General features: G+C 71.5%; 21 protein-coding genes. 7 read left to right on the top strand and 14 right to left on the bottom strand.

Translation table 11 applies throughout. The features are described from left to right. Positions 1-35 precede the first annotated feature (35 nt). The 7 genes from pstA to mshD form a co-directional block, all read right to left on the bottom strand. The gene (gene pstA, locus BG418_RS06995; RefSeq protein WP_188272850.1) at positions 36-1,112 is read right to left on the bottom strand and encodes a phosphate ABC transporter permease PstA; all 1,077 of its coding nucleotides are present in this window, start codon (positions 1,110-1,112) and stop codon (positions 36-38) included. After that, positions 1,112-2,104 (bottom strand): phosphate ABC transporter permease subunit PstC, encoded by a 993-nt coding sequence (gene pstC, locus BG418_RS07000; RefSeq protein WP_188272851.1) that lies wholly within the window; start codon positions 2,102-2,104, stop codon positions 1,112-1,114. Before pstC ends, pstA begins: the two co-directional genes overlap by 1 nt. 139 nt (positions 2,105-2,243) lie before the next feature. After that, positions 2,244-3,389, bottom strand: coding sequence for a phosphate ABC transporter substrate-binding protein PstS (gene pstS / locus BG418_RS07005; protein WP_188272852.1), 1,146 nt, complete (start codon positions 3,387-3,389; stop codon positions 2,244-2,246). A gap of 282 nt (positions 3,390-3,671) precedes the next feature. Next, positions 3,672-4,094 carry an NUDIX hydrolase gene (locus tag BG418_RS07010; RefSeq protein ID WP_188272853.1) on the bottom strand — a complete coding sequence of 141 codons (423 nt, stop codon included), beginning with the start codon at positions 4,092-4,094 and terminating at the stop codon, positions 3,672-3,674. Beyond that, entirely contained in the window at positions 4,091-5,104 is a 1,014-nt protein-coding gene (locus BG418_RS07015; protein WP_188272854.1) for a CHAD domain-containing protein, read from the bottom strand. The genes BG418_RS07010 and BG418_RS07015 overlap by 4 nt, the downstream gene beginning before the upstream one ends. Continuing rightward, positions 5,091-7,337, bottom strand: coding sequence for an RNA degradosome polyphosphate kinase (locus BG418_RS07020; RefSeq protein WP_188272855.1), 2,247 nt, complete (start codon positions 7,335-7,337; stop codon positions 5,091-5,093). The genes BG418_RS07015 and BG418_RS07020 overlap by 14 nt, the downstream gene beginning before the upstream one ends. 312 nt (positions 7,338-7,649) lie before the next feature. Next, complete coding sequence (mshD, locus tag BG418_RS07025) at positions 7,650-8,588, bottom strand: mycothiol synthase (RefSeq protein WP_188272856.1); 939 nt, start codon at positions 8,586-8,588, stop codon at positions 7,650-7,652. 165 nt (positions 8,589-8,753) lie between these two features. Between mshD and BG418_RS07030 the strand changes: the two genes are divergently transcribed. Beyond that, positions 8,754-10,580: a bifunctional UDP-sugar hydrolase/5'-nucleotidase gene (locus tag BG418_RS07030; protein WP_188272857.1), complete on the top strand. Its 1,827-nt coding sequence runs from the start codon at positions 8,754-8,756 to the stop codon at positions 10,578-10,580. Between the two features lie 54 nt (positions 10,581-10,634). Here BG418_RS07030 and BG418_RS07035 read toward each other — a convergent pair whose 3' ends face one another. The 3 genes from BG418_RS07035 to BG418_RS07045 all read right to left on the bottom strand — a co-directional run bounded on the left by BG418_RS07035 (position 10,635) and on the right by BG418_RS07045 (position 14,005). Next, positions 10,635-12,047 carry a cell wall metabolism sensor histidine kinase WalK gene (locus BG418_RS07035; RefSeq protein ID WP_188272858.1) on the bottom strand — a complete coding sequence of 471 codons (1,413 nt, stop codon included), beginning with the start codon at positions 12,045-12,047 and terminating at the stop codon, positions 10,635-10,637. Between the two features lie 5 nt (positions 12,048-12,052). Next, positions 12,053-12,790, bottom strand: a complete 738-nt coding sequence (locus tag BG418_RS07040; RefSeq protein ID WP_188272859.1) for a response regulator transcription factor — start codon at positions 12,788-12,790, stop codon at positions 12,053-12,055. Positions 12,791-12,874: 84 nt separating this feature from the next. Further along, positions 12,875-14,005, bottom strand: a complete 1,131-nt coding sequence (locus BG418_RS07045) for a S1C family serine protease (RefSeq protein ID WP_188272860.1) — start codon at positions 14,003-14,005, stop codon at positions 12,875-12,877. 377 nt (positions 14,006-14,382) lie between these two features. Here BG418_RS07045 and BG418_RS07050 point away from each other — a divergent pair, with 377 nt between their 5' ends. Together BG418_RS07050 and BG418_RS07055 are read left to right on the top strand one after the other, a co-directional pair. Continuing rightward, on the top strand, positions 14,383-15,258 hold the full coding sequence (locus BG418_RS07050) for an NUDIX hydrolase (protein WP_188272861.1): 876 nt from the start codon (positions 14,383-14,385) through the stop codon (positions 15,256-15,258). A gap of 165 nt (positions 15,259-15,423) precedes the next feature. Continuing rightward, positions 15,424-16,254 (top strand): MBL fold metallo-hydrolase, encoded by an 831-nt coding sequence (locus tag BG418_RS07055; protein ID WP_188272862.1) that lies wholly within the window; start codon positions 15,424-15,426, stop codon positions 16,252-16,254. Positions 16,255-16,444: 190 nt separating this feature from the next. Here BG418_RS07055 and BG418_RS07060 read toward each other — a convergent pair whose 3' ends face one another. Further along, complete coding sequence (locus BG418_RS07060) at positions 16,445-17,119, bottom strand: Crp/Fnr family transcriptional regulator (RefSeq protein WP_017947815.1); 675 nt, start codon at positions 17,117-17,119, stop codon at positions 16,445-16,447. A 251-nt stretch (positions 17,120-17,370) separates the two neighbouring features. Here BG418_RS07060 and nth point away from each other — a divergent pair, with 251 nt between their 5' ends. From nth to BG418_RS07080, 4 genes are all read left to right on the top strand, one after another. Then, positions 17,371-18,519, top strand: a complete 1,149-nt coding sequence (gene nth, locus BG418_RS07065; RefSeq protein WP_398997843.1) for an endonuclease III — start codon at positions 17,371-17,373, stop codon at positions 18,517-18,519. 155 nt (positions 18,520-18,674) lie between these two features. Beyond that, on the top strand, positions 18,675-19,415 hold the full coding sequence (locus BG418_RS07070) for a CoA pyrophosphatase (RefSeq protein ID WP_188272864.1): 741 nt from the start codon (positions 18,675-18,677) through the stop codon (positions 19,413-19,415). Positions 19,416-19,427: 12 nt separating this feature from the next. Then, entirely contained in the window at positions 19,428-20,654 is a 1,227-nt protein-coding gene (locus BG418_RS07075) for a MarP family serine protease (protein WP_188272865.1), read from the top strand. 68 nt (positions 20,655-20,722) lie between these two features. Beyond that, positions 20,723-22,063: a 6-phospho-beta-glucosidase gene (locus BG418_RS07080; protein ID WP_188272866.1), complete on the top strand. Its 1,341-nt coding sequence runs from the start codon at positions 20,723-20,725 to the stop codon at positions 22,061-22,063. Between the two features lie 21 nt (positions 22,064-22,084). Here BG418_RS07080 and BG418_RS39625 read toward each other — a convergent pair whose 3' ends face one another. The 3 genes from BG418_RS39625 to BG418_RS07090 form a co-directional block, all read right to left on the bottom strand. Continuing rightward, a complete protein-coding gene (locus BG418_RS39625; protein WP_079126084.1) occupies positions 22,085-22,264 on the bottom strand; it encodes a hypothetical protein in 180 nt (59 codons plus the stop codon). Between the two features lie 127 nt (positions 22,265-22,391). Next, on the bottom strand, positions 22,392-23,348 hold the full coding sequence (locus tag BG418_RS07085) for an alpha/beta fold hydrolase (protein ID WP_188272867.1): 957 nt from the start codon (positions 23,346-23,348) through the stop codon (positions 22,392-22,394). Next, positions 23,345-23,803 (bottom strand): phage holin family protein, encoded by a 459-nt coding sequence (locus tag BG418_RS07090; protein ID WP_188272868.1) that lies wholly within the window; start codon positions 23,801-23,803, stop codon positions 23,345-23,347. The genes BG418_RS07085 and BG418_RS07090 overlap by 4 nt, the downstream gene beginning before the upstream one ends. Positions 23,804-23,841 lie beyond the last annotated feature (38 nt).

Here is a 23,841-nt window from a genome sequence, read left to right on the forward strand (position 1 = left end):
CGAGCGTGCGAGAAAGGGTCGCTGATGTGGCCGCGTCAGCGACCGGTCTTGGGGGCCTTCCAGCGGGCGATGCCGCGGGCCACCAGGTTGAGGATCATGACGAAGGCGATCAGGACCAGGGCGGCGGCCCACGCGCGGTCGTACGACGCGTCGCTGCCGACCCGGTACTGCTCCCAGATGTAGAAGGGGAGCGAGGACTGAGCACCGTCGAACGGGTTGGTGTTGATCAGCTGGCTGCCGAAGACGAGCAGCATGATCGGGGCGGTCTCACCGGCGATACGGGCGATGGCGAGCATGACGCCCGTGGTGATGCCGCCGATCGCGGTCGGCAGGACCACCTTCAGGATCGTGCGCCACTTCGGCACGCCGAGGGCCAGCGAGGCCTCGCGCAGCTCGTTCGGGACGAGCTTGAGCATCTCCTCGGTGGAGCGGACCACGACCGGCATCATCAGGATCGCCAGTGCGAGCGAGCCCATGAAGCCGGACGGCTTGAGCTCGAACATCAGCATCAGGGTCAGGATGAACAGACCCGCCACGATGGAGGGGATGCCGGTCATGACGTCGACGAAGAACGTCACGGCCTTGGCGAGCGCGCCCTTGCCGTACTCCACGAGGTAGACCGCGGTCAGCAGGCCGAGCGGGGCGGAGATCAGGGTGGCGATGCCGACCTGCTCCAGGGTGCCGATCAGCGCGTGGTAGACGCCGCCGCCGGGCTGGAAGCCGGGGACGCCCGCCATCGAGTGGCTGAGGAAGTTCCCGTCGAGGACCTTCGTGCCGCGGCTGATCGTCGTCCACAGCAGGGAGAGCAGCGGGATCAGGGCGAGGATGAAGCAGACCCACACCAGCGAGGTGGCGACGCGGTCCTTGGCCTGGCGCTTGTTCTCGACGGCCGAGGTGACCACGTACGAGATGAGCACGAACAGGATCGCGGAGATCAGGCCCCACTGGACCTTGCTGGAGAGACCGAAGACGAGGCCGATGCCGCAGCCGAGCGCGATGCCGGCGGCGCCGAAGGCGGCCGTGGCCCAGCGGGGCAGGCCCCGGCGGCTCAGGCTGCCCTTGCGGGGGGCCGGGGCGGCCGGGCGGGCGTCCTGGACAACTGCGTTGGACATCAGGCGTTCGCCCCCGAGTACTCCTTGCGGCGCGCGATGATCAGGCGGGCCGCGCCGTTGACCAGCAGGGTCAGGACGAAGAGGACCAGGCCGGAGGCGATCAGGGCGTCCCGGCCGAGCTGGTTGGCCTCGTCGAACTTCGCCGCGATGTTCTGGGCGAAGGTGCCGCCACCCGGGTTGAGCAGGTGCAGCGAGATGAGATAGCTCGGGGAGAGGACCGTGGCGACGGCCATCGTCTCGCCGAGCGCGCGTCCGAGGCCCAGCATCGAGGCGGAGATGACGCCGGAGCGGCCGAACGGCAGCACCGAAAGCCGGATGACCTCCCAGCGGGTGGCGCCGAGGGCCAGGGCGGCCTCCTCGTTCATCCGCGGGACCTGGAGGAAGACTTCGCGGCTCACGCTGGTCACGATCGGCAGGATCATGATCGCGAGCAGGATGCCGACGGTGAACAGCGAGCGCGCGACGCCGACCTCGGTCTTCTGGAAGACGAAGGTCCAGCCCAGGTAGGTGTCGAGCCAGGAGTTCATGCCGTCGAGGTAGGGCACGAGGAAGAGGGCGCCCCAGATGCCGTAGATGATCGACGGCACGGCGGCCAGCAGGTCGACCACGTACGCGAGGGGCGCGGCCAGCTTGCGCGGCGCGTAGTGCGAGATGAACAGGGCGATGCCGACGGCGACCGGGACCGCGATGACCATCGCGATCAGCGAGCTGGCGACGGTTCCGAAGAGCAGCACCGCGATGCCGAAGACCGGCTTGTCGGCGGCCGGGTTCCAGTCGAACGTGGTGAAGAAGTTGCCCTCGTCCTTGGAGATGGCGATCCCGGCCCGGACGCTGAGGAAGGCGGCGATCGACGCCATCAGGACGAGCAGCAGGATGCCGGAGCCCCGGGAGAGCCCGAGGAAGATCTTGTCGCCCGCGCGTCCGGTGGACTTGGAGCGCAGGACCGGTGCCGGGGGCGCCGGTGGTGAGGTGTCGGTGGTTATGGAAGCCATGATCTTTCCGGTCTGTGGGCGGGGAGTGGATGGGTCCCCTGGCGGCGGTGCACCGGATGGAGGGGCGGGGGCCGGACGGGGCCCCCGCCCCGGGGGCGTCCAGCCGGCGGATCAGTCGCCGGCTGTCGGCCCACAGGTCCTAGGAGAGGGAGGCGACCGTCTCGCGGACCTTGGAGTTGATCTCGGCCGGGATCGGCGCGTAGCCGGCGTCCGAGAGGATCTTCTGGCCCTCGTCACCCGAGGTGTAGGTCAGGAAGGACTTGACCGTGCCGAGGGTGTCGGCCTTGTTGCCCTTGTCGCAGGCGATCTCGTACGTGACGAGGACGATCGGGTAGGCGCCGTCGGCCTTGGTGGTGTAGTCCAGGCCCAGGGCCAGGTCCTTGCCGGTGCCCTTGATCTTGGCGGCGGCGATCGCCTTGGAGGCGTTCTCCGGGGTGGCCTTGACCGGGGCCGTGGCACCCGTGTTGATGTCCACGGTCTTGATCGACTGGGCGGTGGCGTACGAGAGCTCGAAGTAGCCGATCGCGCCGTCCGTCTGCTTGACCTGCGCGGCGACACCGGCGGAGCCGGACGCGGCCTGGCCGCCCGGGGCCGGCCACTTCTTCTCGGCGGTGTACGGCCAGTCGGCCTTGGCGGTGGCGCCGAGGTACTTGCCGAGGTTCTGCGTGGTGCCGGAGTCCTCGGAGCGGTGGAAGGCCTGGATCGCCTTGTCCGGGAGCTTGGCGCCCGGGTTCAGCTTGGCGATGGCCTCGTCGTTCCAGTTCTTGATCTTGCCGTTGAAGATCTTGGCGATCGTCGGGGCGTCCAGGACCAGGCTGTCGACGTTCTCCAGGTGGAAGCCGATCGCGATCGGGCCGCCGACCATCGGGAGGTTGATGCCCTGGCCGCCGGCGGAGCAGACCTTCTTGGAGTTGGCGACCTCCTCCGGCTTCAGCGCGGAGTCGGAACCGGCGAAGCCGACCGTCGACTGGTTGAAGGCGATGATGCCCTCACCGGACGAGGAGGACTTGTAGTTGATCTCGACGCCCTTGCAGGCCGCCATGTAGTTCTTGACCCACAGGTCCATGGCGTTCTTCTGGGCGGAGGAGCCGGAGGCCAGGAGCTGGCCCTTGGCGCCGTCGCACTTGATGTTCGAGGCGGAGCTCGTCTTGCCGGTGCCACCGGTGGAGCCGGAGGAGGTGTCGTTGTTGTTGTCGCTGCCGCACGCCGTGAGGGCCAGGGCGCTGGACACGGCGATGACGCCGAGAGCGGTGGCGCGGAGCCGGTTCTTGCGCTGAAGCTTCACTTTCGGGTGTTCCTTCCAGGAGCCGCCGGTGTCCGTTCGTTGTACGGCGGCGTGCGAAGAGGTGTCCGGTGGGGCGGGACGCCGCGCACCGTGTAAGGCCGAAATTAGGCAGAACAGGTGAAGCCGCCAACGGAGGAGAGTGAACGGAAGGTGAACCGTGTCGGTCAGTGCGGTGCCGGCCGTTACCGGTTTGTGTTCAACTGATCGGGGGGAGCGCGCCGGTGCCGGTCAGGGGGCTCGGGGGCGCTCGGAAATACTGATTGCGCCCCCACCGCGCTCCCGTCACGACCGGTGCAGGGCGTCCAGGAGCGCGTCCACCAGATGGCGGTCGCGGTCCTGGGTGAGCCGGAGGCGGGCCGCCGCCGGGGGCAGCCAGAGCAGCCGGTCGACCTCGTCGCCCGGCACGAAACTTCCCGCACTCGCCTCGGCGGCCCAGTAGTCGACCACCTTGGGGCGGCCCTGCCCGTCGACGTAGTGGACGGAGGGCAGCCGCGCACCTGGCGCACACATGTGCCCAGTCTCCTCCAGAACCTCCCGCAGCGCCCCCGCGAGCGGGTCCTCACCCGGTTTGAGCTTGCCTTTCGGCAGCGACCAGTCGTCGTACTTCGGCCGGTGCACCAGGCAGATCTCCAGCCCGCCGTCCCCCCACGGCGAGCGGCGCCACAGCACGCAGCCCGCCGCGAGGACCGTGCGCGCCGGGTTCACTGCGCGCTCACCCCCGTGGTCACCGCCGCCATGGGCTGCCAGATCCGCTGGAAGGCGAACCGGGCGGCCTCCACGTCATGGCGCTGGCCGGCGTGGAGCACACCGAGCGCGTACGCGGTCGCCGGGGCGATGCGCGGGGTGCGGGCTGCGGCAGCGGCCGCAGCGGCCGCCTCGGCGGCGTCCCGGTGCCGGTCGAGGGCGGCCCCGGCCCGCACGAGCCGGTCGTCGGCCTCGTGCGGAAGGCGGCCGGTGCCCAGCACGTCCTGCGCGTACCGGTGCAGCCGCAGCAGCAGCCGCACCTGGTGCCAGGGGGCGTCCTGCGCCTCGCCGGACTGGACGAGCGCCTCCGCGTTGTACGGATGGGCCGCGCGGGCCAGCGGCAGCGCGGCCACCGCCTCGTCGAGCCGCTTCGCCGCGAAGTCGGCGGCCGGCGGCAGCACCTCCACCGCGTACGCGGCCGCCGAGCTGGACAGCGGCACCTCGCTGGCCAGCAGCGCCACCGCGTCGGCCACCGCGTGGAACCGGGACGAGCCCAGCGCCTGAAGGGCAGCCGAGTGCGCCCGGGTCCGGGCCAGCGTCAGCTGGCGTTCGAGCAGCGCCCCGGCCCGGGCCGCGCCCACGGCCAGCGCCGCCACCTCACCGCGCGGCGGCGGCACCTGCGGGGTGCCCTGCGGGGCGCCGGAGAGCCGCTGCAACCCGTCGAGCAGCCGGGCGAGCCGCGCCGCACAGGCGTGCTCGCCGCCCAGCGTCACACCGAGCCAGACCAGTTCCGTACGCAAAGTGTCGGCCCAGGCCGGGTCGAGCAGCGGGCGGAAGGTGTGCAGGGTGGCACCGATGCGGCGGCCGGCGCGGCGCAGTGCCCGCGCGGCCTCCTCGGTGCCGTCGTTGTCGGGTCCCGCCTCGCGGTGGAGGCGGAGACTGCGCAGGAATTCCCCCGCCTGCGCGTGGAGATAGGGGGCGAGCACATCCCCGGCGGTCTCCGGTCCCGGGGATTTCTCAGGGCGTAGCACGCCGGCGCCTCCGGGCGTCTATCAGCATCTCCTGTACGTGCCGCAGCGGCGCTCCGTCGGCGTCGGTCGCGTGCCGGGTCCACTCCCCGTCCGGGCCCAGGTGCCAGGACGAGGTGGTGTCCGCCATGCCGGTCTCGAGAAGCCGGGTGAGAGCCGCGCGATGGGCCGGGTCGGTGACCCGGACCAGTGCCTCGATACGGCGGTCGAGGTTGCGGTGCATCATGTCGGCGCTGCCCAGCCAGACCTCGGGCTCGCCGCCGTTCCCGAAGGCGAAGACCCGGGAGTGCTCCAGGAAGCGCCCCAGTATCGACCGCACCCGGATGTTCTCGGAGAGCCCGGTCACCCCGGGCCGCGCCGCGCAGATGCCGCGCACCCATATGTCGACCGGCACCCCGGCCTGCGAGGCCCGGTAGCAGGCGTCGATCACGGCCTCGTCCACCATCGAGTTGACCTTGATGCGTACGTAGGCGGGGCGTCCGGCGCGGTGGTGCGCGGTCTCCTTGTTGATCCGCGAGACCAGGCCGTCCCGAAGGGACTTGGGGGCGACCAGGAGACGGCGGTAGGTCTCGCGGCGCGAGTAGCCGGAGAGCCGGTTGAACAGGTCCGAGAGGTCCGCCCCGACCTGCGGGTCGGCGGTGAGCAGGCCCAGGTCCTCGTACAGACGGGCGGTCTTGGGGTGGTAGTTGCCGGTGCCCACGTGCGAGTAGCGCCGCAGGGTGTCGCCCTCCTGACGCACCACCAGGGACAGCTTGCAGTGTGTCTTCAGACCGACCAGGCCGTACACCACATGGCAGCCCGACTCCTCCAGCTTGCGGGCCCACTTGATGTTGGCCTGTTCGTCGAAGCGCGCCTTGATCTCGACCAGGACGAGCACCTGCTTGCCGGACTCGGCCGCGTCTATCAGCGCGTCGACGATCGGCGAGTCGCCCGAAGTGCGGTACAGCGTCTGCTTGATGGCGAGCACGTCGGGGTCGCCGGCCGCCTGCTCCAGGAACGCCTGGACCGAGGTGGAGAACGAGTCGTACGGGTGGTGCAGGAGCACGTCCCGCTCGCGCAGCGCGGCGAAGATGTCCGGCGCGGACGCCGACTCGACCTCGGCCAGGTCCCGATGGGTTCCGGCCACGAACTTGGGGAACTTCAGCTCGGGGCGGTCGAGCGCCGCGATACCGAAGAGACCCGTGAGGTCCAGGGGACCGGGCAGCGGATACACCTCGGCGTCGCTGATCTTCAGCTCCCGCACCAGCAGATCAAGCACGTACGGGTCGATGGACTCCTCGACCTCAAGGCGCACCGGCGGCCCGAAGCGGCGCCGCATGAGCTCCTTCTCCAGCGCCTGGAGCAGGTTCTCGGCGTCGTCCTCCTCGACCTCCAGGTCCTCGTTCCGCGTCACCCGGAACATGTGGTGCGCCAGCACCTCCATCCCCGGGAAGAGCTCTTCCAGATGCGCCGCGATGACGTCCTCAAGGGGCACGTACCGCTGCGGCGACGCCTCCAGGAACCGCGAGAGCAGCGGCGGCACCTTGACCCGCGCGAAGTGGCGATGCCCGCTGACCGGGTTGCGCACGACGACCGCGAGGTTGAGCGAGAGCCCCGAGATGTACGGGAAGGGGTGCGCGGGGTCCACGGCCAGCGGGGTCAGCACCGGGAAGATCTGCTGGCGGAAGAGCGTGAAGAGCCGCGCCTGCTCCTTCTCGGTGAGGTCGGGCCAGCGGATCAGATGGATGCTCTCGTCGGCGAGCGCCGGGGCCACGTCCTGCTGGAAGCAGGCGGCGTGCCGGGCCATGAGCTCGCGCGAGCGGTTCCAGATCAGATCCAGCACCTCACGCGGCTGGAGCCCCGACGCGGACCGGGTGGCGACACCGGTCGCGATACGGCGCTTCAGGCCCGCCACCCGGACCATGAAGAACTCGTCCAGGTTCGACGCGAAGATCGCCAGGAAGTTGGCGCGTTCGAGGAGCGGCGTCGCCGGGTCCTCGGCCAGCTCCAGGACACGCGCGTTGAAGGCCAGCCAGCTGCGCTCCCGGTCCAGGAACCGCCCCGACGGCAGCTCCTCGCCGTCCCCGGTCTGCCCGTCCCGCTCGTAGCCCTCGTACGCGTCCAGATCCGCGTCGATGTCCGGCTCCAGGTCGGAGACGGCGGCCGCGAGAGTGTGCGGCCGGTGCGCGGCTATGGAACCGACCGACGGCTGGGAGGAGGGCTGGAGGTGGACCTCGGCGCTGGGCTGCTGGCTCATGAACCCATTCTTCCGCGCCCGGGCGCTGTCGGGCGCGTCGGAGAGCACGTCGGAGCGGGCAGGAGCCAGCGTCTTGGGGCGGGCGGCGGTCCCGTTCCGGGAGGGGGGCACCTCGGGCTGCATTGGCTGAGCGTCGCAAGCGTGTCTGAATGCCCGGTAACGAGGACATGACGTGCAGGAATATGAGCCCTGACGTGGATGTCAGGCCTGCGGCGCCTCACGTTCCCGTGCGCCTTTAAGGGGCGCGGGGAACTGCGCGACAAGCCCAGCACGGTCCGCAGACGAAGAACCCACCCCCGGAAGGGGCCAGGGTCAGGACTCGGTCCGGTACATCAGATCCACCTCATGGGTGGTGAACCCAAGACGTTCATACACGGTCACGGCGGCCGTGTTGTCGGCGTCCACGTACAACATGGCCACAGGCACACCCTCCCCCGCAAGATGGCGCAAGCCAGTGGCGGTGAGGGCCTTGCCGAGGCCGCCGCCCTGGGCATCCGGCCGGATGCCCACGACGTACACCTCCCCGATCCTCTCCGCCGCATGCACCTTCGTCCAGTGGAAGCCCACGATGCGGTCGTCGCGCTCGGCGAGGAAGAAGCCCTTGGGGTCGAACCACGGCTCGGCCTTGCGGTCGTCGAGGTCGCGCTGGGTCAGCGAGCCCTGTTCGGGGTGGTGCGCGAACGCCGCCGCGTTCACCGCGAGCCACGCCGTGTCGTCCTCGCCGGGCACGAAGGTCCGTACGGTGACGCCCGGCGGATAGACCGGCTCGGGAATGTCGAGCGGGGCCAACGGCCGCCGCATCTGGCGCAGTTCGCGGAACAGGGTCAGCCCGAGGACCTGGGCGAGGTGCCGGGCAGCCGAGTGCCCGCCGTGCGCCCACACCCGCAGCCGCTTGCCGGACGCGCCCAGCAGCGCCGAGCCGAGCGCACGCCCGTGGCCGCGGCCGCGGTGCGCGGGGTGGATGACGAGTTCGGCGGCCGGTGCCTCGATCGGGTCGGTGTCCTCCAGCTGCGCGTAGCCGATGAGCTCGGTGCCCTCGGAGGAGGTGACGGTGAGGAGGAAGTGGCGGATCCCGGGCCGCCGCCCGCCCCGCAGCTGGAGCCGCCCCTGCTCGGAGACGGCCTGCTGCCCGTCGGTCCGGGCGGCCTCGGCGAGCAGCGCGAGAACCTCCTGGGCCTGCGGGTGGGTCAGCTCGTCGAGGGTCTGGATCTCACGTCCGGAGGGGCCGGGGCCGGCGGGGTCAGTCGTCATGTGTACGAGCGTACGGCGAGCGGGGGCAAAACCTGACGTACCGCCAAACGGCAACCATCCCGTGACCCCATCCCCCTGTCACGCTACGCGCGTTGACCCTAGGCTTCCGCACACGGCGGACCTCACCCGTCACGCTGAACGACCACTGAACCACCTAGGGGAGAGATGTCAGCGACACCCCGGAAGAACCGCGGCGGCCGCGCCGGCCGCCGGGTCCTGGCGGCCGCCGCGGGACTCACCACGCTCGGCGCGCTCGTCGCCGCGATGCCCGCCGCCGACGCCCACGACAAGGGGCACGGCCACCCGAAGCCCGCGCGGACGGTGGACGTCCAGCTGCTCTCCTTCAACGATCTGCACGGCAACCTGGAGCCGCCGGCCGGCTCGGCCGGGACCGTGGCCCAGAAGCAGGCCGACGGCACGGTGAAGTCCATACCGGCCGGTGGTGTCGAGTACTTGGCGACCTCGCTGCGCACCGCGCGCAAGGGCCACCCGTACTCGATCACCGCCGCCGCCGGTGACATGGTCGGCGCCAGCCCGCTGCTGTCGGGGCTCTTCCACGACGAGCCGACCATCGAGGCGCTGAACGACGTCCACCTCGATGTCACCTCGGTCGGCAACCACGAGTTCGACGAGGGCGCGGTCGAGCTCGCCCGGATGCAGAACGGCGGCTGTCACCCGGTCGAGGGCTGCTACGAGAAGGGAAAGAAGTTCCCGGGCGCGGACTTCCCGTATCTCGCGGCCAATGTGACCAGCGAGAAGACCGGCAAGCCGATCCTCAAGCCGTACACGGTGTGGAAGAAGAACGGCGTCAAGATCGGCTTCATCGGTGTGACCCTCAAGGGCACGCCGGACGTGGTGACCGCCGAGGGCGTCAAGGGCCTGAAGTTCCACGACGAGATCGAGACGATCAACAAGTACGCCAAGGAGCTCGACCGGCAGGGCGTGAAGTCCATCGTCGCCCTGATCCACGAGGGCGGGCTGCCGACGAGCAACGCGTACAACTACGACTGCGACTCGGCGGGTCCCGGCAGCGGTCTGTCCGGCCCGATCGTCGACATCGCCAAGGGCGTCACGCCCAAGGTGGACGCGCTGATCACCGGCCACACCCACACCGCGTACGCCTGCACCATCCCGGACCCGGCGGGCAACCCGCGCATGGTCACCTCGGCGGCCTCCTACGGCAAGCTGTTCACCGAGACGACGCTGACGTACGACAAGCGGACCAAGGACATCGTCCGTACCGCCGTGAAGTCGCCGAAGTCCGTGAACCACATCGTCAGCCGTGACCAGGCCAAGGCGCCGGACATCAGCGCGCTGATCGCCCGCTGGAACAAGCTGGCCGCGCCGGTCGCGAACCGGCCGCAGGGCTACATCTCGGCCGACATCAACGGCCGTGGCTCCGAGGCGCCCGAGAAGCCGCTCGGCGACCTGATCGCGGACGCGCAGCTCGCGGGCCTCGCTCCGAGCGACAAGGGCGGCGCGCAGATCGCGTTCATGAACCCCGGAGGCATCCGCTCCGACCTCGTCTACAAGGCGAGCGGCAGCGAGGGCGACGGGGTGGTGACCTACGGCGAGGCGTTCACCGTCCAGCCGTTCACCAACATGATGAACGTCGTCTCCCTGACCGGCGCCCAGCTGATCCAGGGCCTCCAGCAGCAGGTCAGCGGCGGCAACCAGGCCGAGCCGAAGATCCTCCAGGTCTCGAAGGGCTTCACCTACTCGCTGGACATGACGAAGACGGGCGCGGCCCGGGTGCTCGTCGACACGGTGAAGCTGAACGGCGTCGCCATCGACCCGGCGAAGTCGTACCGCGTCGCGATGAACGCGTTCCTCGCGGGCGGCGGCGACGGCTTCACGGCACTCGGCCAGGGCACGAACAAGCTGGTCGGAGCCTCCGACCTGGACGTCTTCAACGCCTACCTGAAGGCGAACTCGTCGGCGTCCGCGCCGATCGCCCCGCCGGCCCAGAACCGGATCACGGTCGTGAAGTAGTCAGTTCCGGTTTTACGTGAGGGGGCGGCGGGCCGTTTGGCTCGCCGCCCCTTTTTACGTGTACTCCGGCGGCGGGGTCGGGGCGCCCGGGAGGCGGATGGTGGCGACCGTGCCGGGGCCGTCCGGGGCCGGGCCGAGGCCGATGGCGCCGCCCGCGTGCTCGACCGTACGGGCCACGATCGAGAGCCCGAGGCCCGAGCCGGGCAGTGAACGGGCCGACTGCGAGCGCCAGAACCGCTCGAAGACGTGCGGGAGTTCATCGGCCGGGATGCCGGGACCCTGGTCGCGCACGGTCAGCACACCCCGGTCGAGGGCGACCGTGATGGTGCCGCCGGGCGGGCTGAACTTCACCGCGTTGTCCAGCACGTTGACGACCGCGCGCTCCAGCTTCGCGGGCTCGGCCCGTACGTACCAGGGCGCGAGCTCGGCCGTGATGGTGAGCTCCGGGCCGCGCAGCCGGGCGCGGTCGAGGGCGATCCGGGTGATGTCGTGGAAGCCGACGACCTCCAGCGGCCCTTCGCGTACCGCGTCCGGCCGGGACAGCTCCTGCAAGTCGCCGATCAGGGAGGCGAGTTCGGACATCTGCGCCTTGACCGAGACCATCAGCGCCTTGCGGTCGGCGGGCGGGATGATCCGCCCGGTCTCGTCGCTGCGCGCGAGCAGCTCGACGTTGGTACGCAGCGAGGTCAGCGGGGTGCGCAGCTCGTGGCCCGCGTCGGCGATGAGCTGCGCCTGGCGGTCACGGGAGGAGGCGAGGGCGGCGGTCATCGCGTTGAACGACCGCGACAGCCGGGCGATCTCGTCCTCGCCCTCGGCGGGGATACGGACGGTGAGGTCTTCCGTGCGGGCCACGTGCTCGACGGTGTCGGCCAGTTCGTCGACGGGGCGCAGCCCGGTCCGGGCGACCCAGAACCCGGCGATGCCCGCTCCGAGGGCGCCGACCCCGGCGACGACCGCGAGCACGAGGGTGAGCGTGTTCAGCTGGCTCGTGACCTCGGTGAGCGGCCGGGCGACGGTCAGCGCGCTGTTCGTGCCCCGGATCTGGGTGGTGAGCGCACGGTACTCGGTGCCGTCGGCGCCGGTGGTGTTGTGCGTCGTCTCGCGCTTGTGACCGGCGGCCACGGAAATGTCGGACGTGCCGACGACGAGCGACTCCGTCCCCGCCAGGATGCAGCTCTGGCCGGTGTCGGTCACGACCTGGATCGTGTACTTGAACAGGCTCGGACGTTCCTGCGCGGGTGGCGGGGCGACCGTGCAGGCGCCCCTGCCGTACAGCTCCAGGACCTGGCGGTCGCCCGGCCGGTTGCTGCGCAACGCGCTGTCGAGCGAGTCGATCAGCGTGCTGCGGACGACGAACCAGCAGGCCAGCGCGGAGGCCGCGACCGCGACCGCGACGGCGGTGGCGACCAGCAGGGCCAGGCGCGAGCGCAGCGGCAGCCTGCGCAGCCGCCGCACGGCTCTGTTCACCGTTCTCACTCCGCCCCGCCCGCACGCAGCGCGTACCCCACCCCGCGCACGGTGTGCACGACGCGCGGCTCGCCGCCCGCCTCGGTCTTGCGGCGCAGATACATGACGTACACGTCGAGGGAGTTGGACGACGGCTCGAAGTCGAAGCCCCAGACCGCCTTGAGGATCTGCTCGCGGGTCAGCACCTGGCGCGGATGGGCCAGGAACATCTCCAGGAGCGTGAACTCGGTACGGGTCAGCTCCACGACCCGCTCGCCCCGGGTCACCTCGCGGGTGGCGAGGTCCATACGGAGGTCGGCGAAGGTCAGGACGTTGTCGTCGTTCTCCTCGCCCGCGGTCGTCGGCGCCGCGTACGAGCTGCGGCGCAGCAGCGCGCGGATCCGGGCGAACAGCTCGTCCAGCTCGAACGGCTTGACCAGGTAGTCGTCGGCGCCCGCGTCGAGCCCGGTGACGCGGTCGCCGACCGTGTCGCGGGCGGTCAGCATCAGGACGGGCGTGGTGGACCCCGAGCCGCGCAGCCGCCGCGCGGCCGTGAGTCCGTCCATCCGGGGCATCTGGATGTCGAGGACGATCAGGTCCGGCTGGTACGCCTCCGCCTTGGCCAGCGCGTCCAGACCGTCGACGGCGACCTCCGTCCCGTACCCCTCGAAGGCGAGACTGCGCTGCAGCGCCTCGCGGACGGCGGGCTCGTCGTCGACGATCAGGATGCGCTGGGTGTCGTCCTCGGCGGGTGCGGGGCTCATCGGTGTGGGGTCTTCCTCGGGGGCGAGTGTCGGGGTGTACGGGTTCGCGCTGTCCAGCGTCGCATGCCGGACGGCCGCCGGGCGTCAGCTGTTGGCGCCGCTGCCGCCGCCGGAGCCGCTGCCCGACCGCAGGCTGTCGAGGTCGGCCTTCACGGTGTTGATCGGGATGGCGAACCCGAGCCCGACACTACCGGCCGACGAGCTGGAGGCACTGGCGGAACTCGGGCTGTACATGGCCGAGTTGATGCCGATGATGTTGCCGTTCATGTCGATGAGCGCGCCGCCGGAGTTGCCCGGGTTGAGGGAGGCGTCGGTCTGGATGGCCTTGTACGTGGTCTTCGAGGAGCCGGTGTCGCCGTTGAACTGCTGCCCGCCGAACTCGAACGGCCAGCCGCCGCGTCCCCGTCCCTGGCCCTGCCCCTGTGTGTCTCCCTGCCCCTGGCCCTGCCCCTGCTCCTTGGCGACGGTGACGTCGCGGTTGAGGGCGGAGACGATGCCGCTGGTGACGGTGCCGGTCAGGCCCTCGGGGGAGCCGATCGCGACGACCTGGTCGCCGACCTTGAGGTTGTCGGAGTTGCCGAGGCTGGCGGGCTTCAGACCGCTCGCGCCCTGCACCTTGATGAGCGCGAGGTCCTTGTCGGGGTCGGTGCCGACGACACTCGCGGTGTACGTCTTGCCGTCGCTGGTACGCACCTTGACCTGGTCGGACCCGGCGACGACGTGGTTGTTGGTGATGATCTCGCCGCCCGCGGTGACGATCACGCCGGAGCCGGTGGACTCGCCGGAGGACGAGGTCGCGCTGATCTCCACGATGCTGGGCGAGACGGCCTGGGCGACCCCGGCGACGGTGCCGTTGGTGCTCCTGGAGGCGTTGGTGCCGCTGACGCCGGGGGCGCTGGCGGTGGTGCCGTTGCCGGCCCACCGCTCTATGAGCGTGGCGGTCCCGCCGCCGACGGCCGCAGCGGCGATGGCGACGGCGGCGATGAGCCCGACGGAGCGGCGGGCGCGGCGGGGGCGGGGGCCGTCGGGGGCGCCTGCGGGGGTGCCCGCCAGGTTGCCCGGGGGCACGTCCCCGTGTCCCCCTCCGGGCCAGATGGTGGTCCCGGGCCCGGCGTGCACGGGCGCGGCGGGCTCGTACGGCGGCGGGGGCGGGTAGGCCCCGGACGCCTGCGGAAACGGCTGCGGCTGCTGCGGCTCGTGCTCGGGGAGGCTCATGTCCTTCACCTTCGCGGCGCTTGATGAGAGCCGTCTGAGGACGGGGTGAGAAGCCCGGCAGAACCGTGTTTGCCCGAAATAAAGAGCCCCACGGCGGATCGTGCTGGGTTGCTCGCGCAGTTCCCCGCGCCCCTAGGAGGGCCCGAAGGGCCCATTAAGGGGCGCGGGGAACTGCGCGACAAGCCCCCACCGGTGGTCAGTCAAAGAACCCGGCCGCCCGCCCAGGGCTTTCGGGAAGGGGCGGGGTGGGGACTGCCCGCCGCAGGCGGGGCGCGCGGGGATCGGGGCGCAGCCCCGGCAGGGGGTCCGGGGGCGTAGCCCCAGGCGCGGGCAGGTGGGGCCTCGAACATGCGCGCGCCAGCGGATAGCCTCCCGCCATGCCCAATGGTCAGTGGTACCCGCCGGAATGGCCCGACCGGATCCGCGCCCTCGCCCACGGCGACCTGGTCCCCGTACAACCCCGCCGCGCCGCAACAGTCCTCCTCCTGCGGGCACGGCAGGACACCCTCGCCGTACACATGCTCCGCCGCCGCACCTCCATGGCCTTCGCCGCCGGCGCGTACGCGTACCCCGGCGGCGGCGTGGACCCCCGCGACGACGCACACCGCATCGGCTGGGCCGGCCCGACCAGAGAGACGTGGGCGGAACGCCTGGGCGTGGGCCCCGACGACGCCCAGGCGATCGTCTGCGCCGCCGTCCGCGAGACGTACGAGGAGTCCGGCGTCCTCCTCGCCGGCCCCGACGCCGAGAGCGTCGTCGGCGACACCACCGGCGACGACTGGGAGGCCGACCGCCTCGCCCTCGTCGCCCGCGACCTCTCCTTCGCCGAGTTCCTGGACCGCCGCGGCCTCGTCCTGCGCTCGGACCTGCTCGGCGCGTGGGCGCGCTGGATCACCCCCGAGTTCGAGCCGAAGCGGTACGACACCTGGTTCTTCGTCGCCGCGCTCCCCGAGGGCCAGCGCACCCGCAACGCCTCCACCGAGGCCGACCGCACGGTGTGGATCGGCCCCGCCGAGGCCACCGCCGGGTACGACCGGGGCGAGCTCCTGATGATGCCCCCGACCGTCTCGACCCTGCGCGCCCTCCTCCCGTACGCCACCCCCGCCCAGGCCCTGGCCGCCTCGGCGACCCGTGACCTCACCCCCGTACTCGCCCGGGCGAGCCTCGGCGACGACGGCGAGATCGTGCTGAGCTGGCCCGGCCACGACGAGTTCACCAAGCACATCCACACCGCCGAAGGAACAACCTCATGACGCAACCAGCCGCCCCCCACGGCTCGATGGAAGGCACCACGGCGTGACCGACGCAGCCGCCCGCTTCTCTCTTCGTGCGCCCCTCGCACCGCTGCGCGGGCTTCGGGTCGCTGTGCCGGCCTCCGACCGGCGGTCCGGCCTGTTCTCGATGGAAGGTGCCCCCGCGTGACCGACGCAGCCGCCCTCCCCGGCCAGCCGCGTGGCGGGGTGCTCTCCGGGCCCGCCACCGACCGTGCCGTCAACGTCCTCGCGCCCAACGCGTCCGCGATGACCCTCGACGGCACCAACACCTGGATCGTGGCCGAGCCCGACTCGGACCTCGCGGTCGTCATCGATCCCGGGCCGCTCGACGACGCCCATCTGCAGAGCGTCGTCGAGACCGCCGAGCGGATGGGCAAGCGGGTCGCGCTCACCCTGCTCACCCACGGCCACCCCGACCACGCCGAGGGCGCGGCCCGCTTCGCCGAGCTGACGCGTACGCACGTACGCGCCCTGGACCCGGCGTTGCGCCTCGGCGACGAGGGCCTCGCGGCCGGTGACGTGATCACCACCGGCGGTCTGGAGATGTGGGTGGTGCCCACGCCCGGCCACACCGCCGACTCCCTCTGCTTCCATCTCCCCGCCGACCGGGCCGTGTTGACGGGTGACACGGTCCTCGGGCGCGGCACGACCGTCGTCGCGCACCCCGACGGCCGCCTCGGCGACTACCTCGACTCACTGCGCCGGCTGCGCTCGCTGACGGTCGACGACGGCGTGCGCACCGTACTGCCGGGGCACGGTCCGGTCCTCGACGACGCCCAGGGCGTCATCGAGTTCTACCTGGCCCACCGGGCCCACCGGCTGGCCCAGGTGGAGACGGCCGTGGAGGCCGGCCACACCACGGCGGCGGACGTGGTGGCCCGTGTCTACGCGGACGTCGACCGTTCCCTGTGGCCGGCCGCCGAACTCTCCGTACGCGCCCAGCTGGAGTACCTGCGCGAGCACGGCCTCATCTAGCAACCCCCCGCGCCCACAGGGGCGCGGGGCTGTGTCGATTTGCGGCTCCGCCGCGTGGGCGCGACCAGCCACGCACGGTCCGCAGCCGGTCACGTACACAAAGCTAGACCCGACCACTGACAACGCCGATGGGCCCGCCTCCCCGAGGGGAAAGCGGGCTCATCAACACGTACAGGCAGAAGCAGGCGCGTCAGCGCGACCGCTTGGCCAGCCGCTCGACGTCCAGCAGGATCACCGCGCGGGCCTCAAGCCGCAGCCACCCGCGCTGCGCGAAGTCCGCGAGGGCCTTGTTGACCGTCTCGCGGGACGCGCCGACCAGCTGGGCCAGCTCTTCCTGCGTCAGGTCGTGCACCACGTGGATGCCCTCCTCCGACTGCACGCCGAAGCGGCGCGACAGGTCGAGGAGCGCACGGGCGACGCGGCCCGGGACGTCCGAGAAGACCAGGTCGGACATCTGGTCGTTGGTCTTGCGCAGTCGGCGGGCGACGGCGCGCAGCAGCGCCGTGGCCACCTCCGGGCGCGCGTTCAGCCAGGGCTGCAGGTCGCCGTGGCCCAGGCCCAGCAGCTTGACCTCGGTCAGCGCGGTCGCCGTGGCGGTGCGCGGGCCCGGGTCGAACAGCGACAGCTCGCCGATCAGCTCGCCGGGGCCCAGGACGGCCAGCATGTTCTCGCGGCCGTCGGGCGAGGTGCGGTGGAGCTTGACCTTGCCCTCGGTGACCACGTAGAGGCGGTCGCCGGGGTCGCCCTCGTGGAAGAGGGCGTCGCCGCGGGCGAGCGTCACCTCACTCATCGAGGCGCGGAGCTCCGCGGCCTGCTCATCATCGAGCGCCGCGAAGAGCGGGGCGCGCCGCAGAACGTCGTCCACGAGTTCTCTCCTTGTCGACCGGTACAGGGGACCGTGCTCCCCATTTTGCCGGACGGGGTAAACAGTGCGATCAATCACAAGGATGACGCACCCGGGCGCCGGACTGTGCGGCAGGGGGCCGATTGGGGTGCTGATTCGCTGTGGCCGGGGCGGATGTCAGTGCGTGGCTTTAGGCTGGCCGGGTGTCCAATTCGCCGGTGAGAGCGCAGGCCAGGGGGGCCGTACGAGTGTCCGCAGGCAGTGATTCCGCTGTGGGCGAACAGCCCGCTGCTAAACCGAAAAAAGCCGCGAAAGAATCAAAATCAGCCAATCGGGCCGCGTCGACGGCGTCCACGCCGCCGTCCGCCCCGGGCGCGTCGCCCACCCCGGCCACGCGCGCGAAGGCGCCGGTGAAGAAGGCGGCGGCAGGCAAGAAGACCGCATCGGCAGCAGCAAAGAAGGTCTCGGTGGCAGAGAAGGCCTCGGCAGCCAAGAAGGCTTCGGCTGCGAAGACGGCCCCGGCCGCGAAGAAGGCCACGTCGGCGAGCCAGGCCACCGCCAAGAAGGCCGCTGCCAAGAAGCAGGCCGCCAAGAGCGCCACCGTCACCAAGAAGCCCGCCGCCACCAAGCCCACCACCCAGCAGACGGCCGCCAAACCCGAGTCCCACCTCGCCATGGTCCGCCGCGCCCGCCGGATCAACCGCGAGCTCGCCGAGGTGTACCCGTACGCCCACCCCGAGCTCGACTTCCGTAACCCCTTCGAGCTGCTGGTCGCCACCGTCCTGTCGGCCCAGACCACCGACCTGCGGGTCAACCAGACGACACCCGCGCTGTTCGCCGCGTATCCGACTCCGGAGGAGCTGGCGGCGGCGAACCCGGAGGACGTCGAGGAGCTGATCCGGCCGACCGGGTTCTTCCGGGCCAAGACCAAGTCGATCATGGGCCTCGCGGCCGCCCTCCGCGACGACTTCGGGGGGAACGTGCCGGGCCGTCTCGACGACCTGGTGAAGCTCCCGGGAGTGGGCCGCAAGACGGCGAACGTGGTGCTCGGCAACGCCTTCGGCGTTCCCGGCATCACCGTCGACACGCACTTCGGCCGTCTCGTACGCCGCTGGAAGTGGACGGACGAGGAGGACCCGGTCAAGGTCGAGGCCGTGGTCGCCGAGATCTTCCCGAAGAGCGAGTGGACGATGCTCTCGCACCGCGTCGTCTTCCACGGCCGCCGCATCTGCCACGCCCGCAAGCCCGCCTGCGGCGCCTGCCCGATCGCCCCGCTCTGCCCGGCGTACGGGGAGGGCGAGACGGACCCGGAGAAGGCGAAGAAGCTCCTGAAGTACGAGAAGGGCGGCCTCCCGGGCCAGCGCCTCACCCCGCCCCCGGACTACCCGGGCCTGTCCGCGCGCCCACTGGGGGCCGGATGACGGGAGCCCCGACGGCACAGGCCCGATGAGGGCACAGACCCCAGGACGGCGAAGGCCCGATGACGGCAATGACTCGATGGCACAGGCCCGATGACGGCGACGGAACGAATGCGACCGGCCCGCACGTTGAGACCGGTGGAACGACGGGGGTGCCCATGACGCACGCGAGCGACACCAGCAAGACGTACGACAGGTTCAAGGGCGGCGACGGCCGTGGCGGCGGCGACAGCGGCCCCGCCGTCAGCCGCGACGGCCTGCCCGACTGGCTGGACCCCGTCGCGCGCGCGGCCGACGACATCGAGCCGCTCCAGCTGAGCCGGTTCCTGCCGCCGGAGAGCGGGGACGGGCGGCAGTCCGCCGTCCTCATCCTGTTCGGCGAGGGCCCGCGCGGGCCCGAGCTGCTGCTCATGGAGCGCGCCAGCCAGCTGCGCTCGCACGGCGGCCAGCCCTCCTTCCCGGGCGGCGCCCTCGACCCCGAGGACGGCGACCCGCAGACCACCGGCCCGCTGCGCGCCGCCCTGCGCGAGGCCGAGGAGGAGACGGGCCTCGACCCCGAAGGGGTCCAGATCTTCGGTGTGCTGCCCCGGCTCTACATCCCGGTGAGCGCCTTCGTGGTCACGCCGGTGCTCGGCTGGTGGCGCGAGCCGAGCGCGGTGCGGGCGGTGGACGCGGCGGAGACCGCCCGGGTCTTCACGGTCCCCGTGGCGGATCTCACGGACCCGGCCAACCGTGCGACCGCCGTGCACCCGCGCGGCCACGCAGGACCGGCCTTTCTGGTCGAATCCGCCCTCGTCTGGGGCTTCACGGCCGGGGTGATCGACCGGTTGCTGCACTTCTCGGGCTGGGAGCGGCCCTGGGATCGCACCAGGCGGGTCCCGCTCGACTGGCACGCGTGACAGGCTGACCCCGTGAACGTGCTGGACATCCTGTTGCTGGTCGCCGCCGTGTGGTTCGCGATCGTCGGCTACCGCCAGGGCTTCGTCGTCGGCATCCTGTCGGTGATCGGCTTTCTCGGCGGTGGTCTCATCGCCGTGTATCTGCTGCCGGTCATCTGGGATCAGCTCACCGACAAGCGGGAAGTGTCGACCACCGCCGCGATCGTCGCGGTCGTGGTCGTGATCGTCTGCGCCTCCGTGGGCCAGGCCTTCACCACCCATCTGGGCAACAAACTGCGCCAGCACATCACCTGGTCGCCCGCGCGCGCCCTGGACGCCACGGGCGGCGCGCTGGTCAACGTCCTCGCGATGCTCCTGGTCGCCTGGCTGATCGGCACCGCGCTCTCCCCGCTGGCCGACCCCCAGCAGGACCCCCAGCGGCCCGGCAACGCCCTGGGCAGGGCCGTCGACGACTCGCGCATCCTGCACGGCATCGACAAGGCGATGCCCAAGCAGGCGCACACCTGGTTCTCGGACTTCTCCTCGATGCTCGCGAAGAACGGGCTGCCGCAGGTCTTCGCCCCGTTCACGCACGAGTCGATCACGCAGGTCCCGGCCCCCGACCCGGCGCTCGCGGGCAGCCCGGTCGCGGCCCGCGCCAAGAGCTCCATCGTCAAGATCACCGGCACCGCCCCGAGCTGCGGCAAGCGCCTGGAAGGCACCGGCTTCGTCTTCGCCGATCGCCGCGTGATGACCAACGCCCACGTAGTGGGCGGTGTGGACGACCCCAAGATCCAGATAGGCGGTCAGGGCCGGACGTACGACGCGACGGTCGTGCTCTACGACTGGCGCCGCGACATCGCCGTCCTGGACGTCCCGGACCTGCGCGCCCCGGCGCTGCACTTCACCTCCGAGGCCGCCCACAGCGGCAGCGGCGCCATCGTGGCGGGCTTCCCCGAGGACCAGCCGTACGACGTGCGTGCCGCGCGCGTCCGCGGCCGCATCACCCCGCCCGGCCCCGACATCTACCACCGCGGCACCGTGACCCGCGAGGTCTACTCGCTGTTCACGACGGTCCGCCCCGGCAACTCCGGCGGCCCGCTGCTCACCCCCGACGGCAAGGTCTACGGCGTCGTCTTCGCCAAGTCCCTCGACGACCCGAACACCGGCTACGCGCTGACGGCCGCCGAGATCCGCGAGGACGTCCAGCTGGGCCGCACCGCCAACCAGCAGGTCGACAGCCAGCAGTGCGCCCTCTGACCCGCCGCACGGCCGCCCCGACGGCCCTCTGACGCCCCCGCCTGACCCTGGACCCTGGAGAGGCCGGAATGCGACTGACGATCCTCGGCGGCGGCGGTTTCCGCGTCCCGCTGGTGTACGGCGCCCTGCTGCGCGACCACGAGCCCGGCCGGATCACCGAGGTCACGCTGCACGACGTGGACGCGGCCCGCCTCACCGCCATCGCCAGGGTCCTCGCCGACCAGGCGCACGGCATCCCGGACGCGCCCCTCGTGCACGCCACCACCGACCTCGACGAGGCGCTGACCGGCACCGACTTCGTCTTCTCCGCGATCCGCGTCGGGGGCCTGGCGGGCCGCGCCGCCGACGAGCGCGTGGCGCTGGCCGAGGGGGTCCTGGGCCAGGAGACGGTCGGCGCGGGCGGCATCGCGTACGGACTGCGGACCGTGCCCGTGGCGGACGCCGTCGCTCAGCGGATCAAGGCGCTCGCCCCCGACGCCTGGGTCATCAACTTCACCAACCCGGCCGGTCTCGTCACCGAGGCCATGGCCCGCCACCTGGGCGAACGCGTCATCGGCATCTGCGACTCACCGGTCGGCCTGGCCCGCCGCGTGGCCCGCACGGTCGGTGCCGACCCCGACGTCGTACGCCTGGACTACGCGGGCCTGAACCACCTGGGCTGGCTGCACGGTCTGTACGAGGGCGAACAGGACGTACTGCCGCGCCTGTTCGCCGACGACAAGCTGCTGACCTCGTTCGAGGAGGGCCGCCTCTTCGGCGCCGAGTGGCTGCGCTCGCTCGGCTCGGTGCCCAACGAGTATCTGCACTACTACTACTTCAACCGCGAGGCCGTGGCCGCGTACCAGCAGGCCGAGCGCACGCGCGGCGCGTTCCTCCTCGACCAGCAGGCGCGCTTCTACACGACCGTCGCCGACGGCGCGCACGCGTGGGACGCCTGGGACCGTACGCGGGCCGAGCGCGAGGCCACGTACATGAACGAGAACCGGGAGGTCTCGGGCGCGGGCGAGCGCGCCGCCGACGACATGCAGTCCGGTGGGTACGAGAAGGTCGCCCTCGCGCTGATGCGCGCCATCGCGCGCGACGAGGCCGCCACGCTGATCCTCAACGTGCGCAACGGCGCGTCGCTCGACGCCCTCGACACCGAGGCCGTCATCGAGATCCCGTGCCGCATCGACGCGTCAGGCCCGCGCCCGCTGCCCGTCACCCAGCTGACCGGCCATGAGGCGGGCCTGGTCAGCGCGGTGAAGGCGGTCGAGCGGTGCGTCCTGGAAGCGGCCGAGAGCGGGTCCGCGCGGACGGCGGTCAAGGCGTTCGCCCTGCACCCGCTGGTCGACTCCGTCCAGGTCGCCAGACGGCTCCTGGACGGCTACCGCGCGGCCCACCCGGGCCTCGCCTATCTGCGCCCGTAAGTTCTGTTGCGTACGTTCTCGTTACGTACGTGAATGGCGCAGCCGGGCCGAGACCCAGCGGGCCCGGCGACGGAGGATGCGCGGAATCCCGAGTTGGGGATCATGGCCCTGACCTTGCGGGCCGCCCCTCTCGTGCGAAATCGGCGCGGTGGCCGAGCGGCGGTTGCGTGCTGCGTCACCGTAGTCGTGCGTCCAGCCCATACCCCGACGTCTGCCCGTGCCCCAAGGTCGGTAATCGCCTCTCGGGGGGCCAATTGGCCTATGCGCCGGGCATTTGGCTGTTCGTCAGACAACTGTTCCTGTCCGCTCACGGGAGCGTTTGGCCGGATCAGCGGTCGGGTTCGGGATCCTTCAGCCAGTTGACCAGTTCGGTGGAGAACGCGGCCGGGTCCTCCTCATGGGGGAAATGCCCCAGGCCGTCGAACAGCCGCCAGCGGTACGGCGCTTCGACGTACTCGCCGGAGCCCGCCGCGCTGCGGGTGCGCATCACCGGGTCGAGTGAACCGTGCAGATGCAGCGTCGGTACCCGTACCGGGCGCTTCATGCGGCGGTTGAACTGGATGCCGTCGGGCCGCGCCATCGAGCGGACCATCCAGCGGTACGGCTCGATCGAGCAGTGCGCGGTCGACGGAATGGTCATCGCGCGCCGGTAGACCTCCACCGCGTCGTCGTCCGGCGCCACCGGACCCGACCACTCCCGCATCAGCCGCCCCACCAGCGCCGCGTCGTCCGCGACGAGCTGACGCTCCGGCACCCACGGCCGCTGGAAGCCCCACACATACGAGCCCGCGCGCGACTGTGAGACGTCGGAGAGCATCGCCGAGCGCCAGCGCCTGGGGTGCGGCATCGACGACACGGCCAGGCGGCGCACCAGCTTGGGCCGCATCACGGCCGCCGTCCAGGCGAGATAGCCGCCCAGGTCGTGCCCGACGAGCGCCGCGTCGGGCTCGCCGAGCGACCGTACGACCCCGGTGATGTCCAGCGCGAGGTTGGCCGGGTCGTAGCCCCGGGGGGTGCGGTCGCTGCCGCCGACGCCCCGCAGGTCCATGGCGACCGCCCGGAAACCGGCGTCGGCGAGCGCGGTCAGCTGGTGGCGCCAGGTCCACCAGAACTGCGGGAAGCCGTGCAGCAGCAGCACCAGCGGCCCGTCGCCCAGCTCCGCGATGTGGAAGCGCGCACCGTTGGCGGCCACGTCCCGGTGGGTCCAGGGGCCGTCGATGCGGACGGGGCTGCCGTTGCCGCCGGGACTGCCCGTGGCGCCGTTACCGGTATCGGTTGCGGTCATGCAGACGAGCGTGCCACAGCGGGGGCCGCTTCCGTGACCGGGCGGGGATGCGGCTTGACGCTCCCGAGCACCGCGGCCGTCTGCTTGGCCGAGGCGATCGACTTCTCCGGCGGCTTGACCTTCTTGAACTTGGTCACCGCGAGCAGCCCGAGCAGCGCCGCGAGCAGCAGATACGCCCCGCCCACGATCAGGAACGACCAGGCGAGCCCCAGCCCCAGGTTGTGGATCCCGTACGCCGCCGCGAAGCTCAGCACCGGCAGCGAGAACAGGACGAACACGCCTGCGGTGCTGATGGCGAGGCCGCCGATCGCGCCGCGCTTGACGTCCTGGCGCAGCTCCGCCTTGGCGAGGGCGATCTCGTCGTGCACCAGCGCGGACATCTCGGCGGTCGCCGAGGCGACCAGCTGGCCGAGGCTGCGCTCGGCGCCGCCGGCGGTGTTGCTGGGGTCGCTCATTCGCTGACTCCCTCTCCTCTTCTGCGGTCCCGTCGTCC

This window comes from Streptomyces sp. CBMA152 (assembly GCF_014596475.1).
GTDB lineage: Bacteria > Actinomycetota > Actinomycetes > Streptomycetales > Streptomycetaceae > Streptomyces.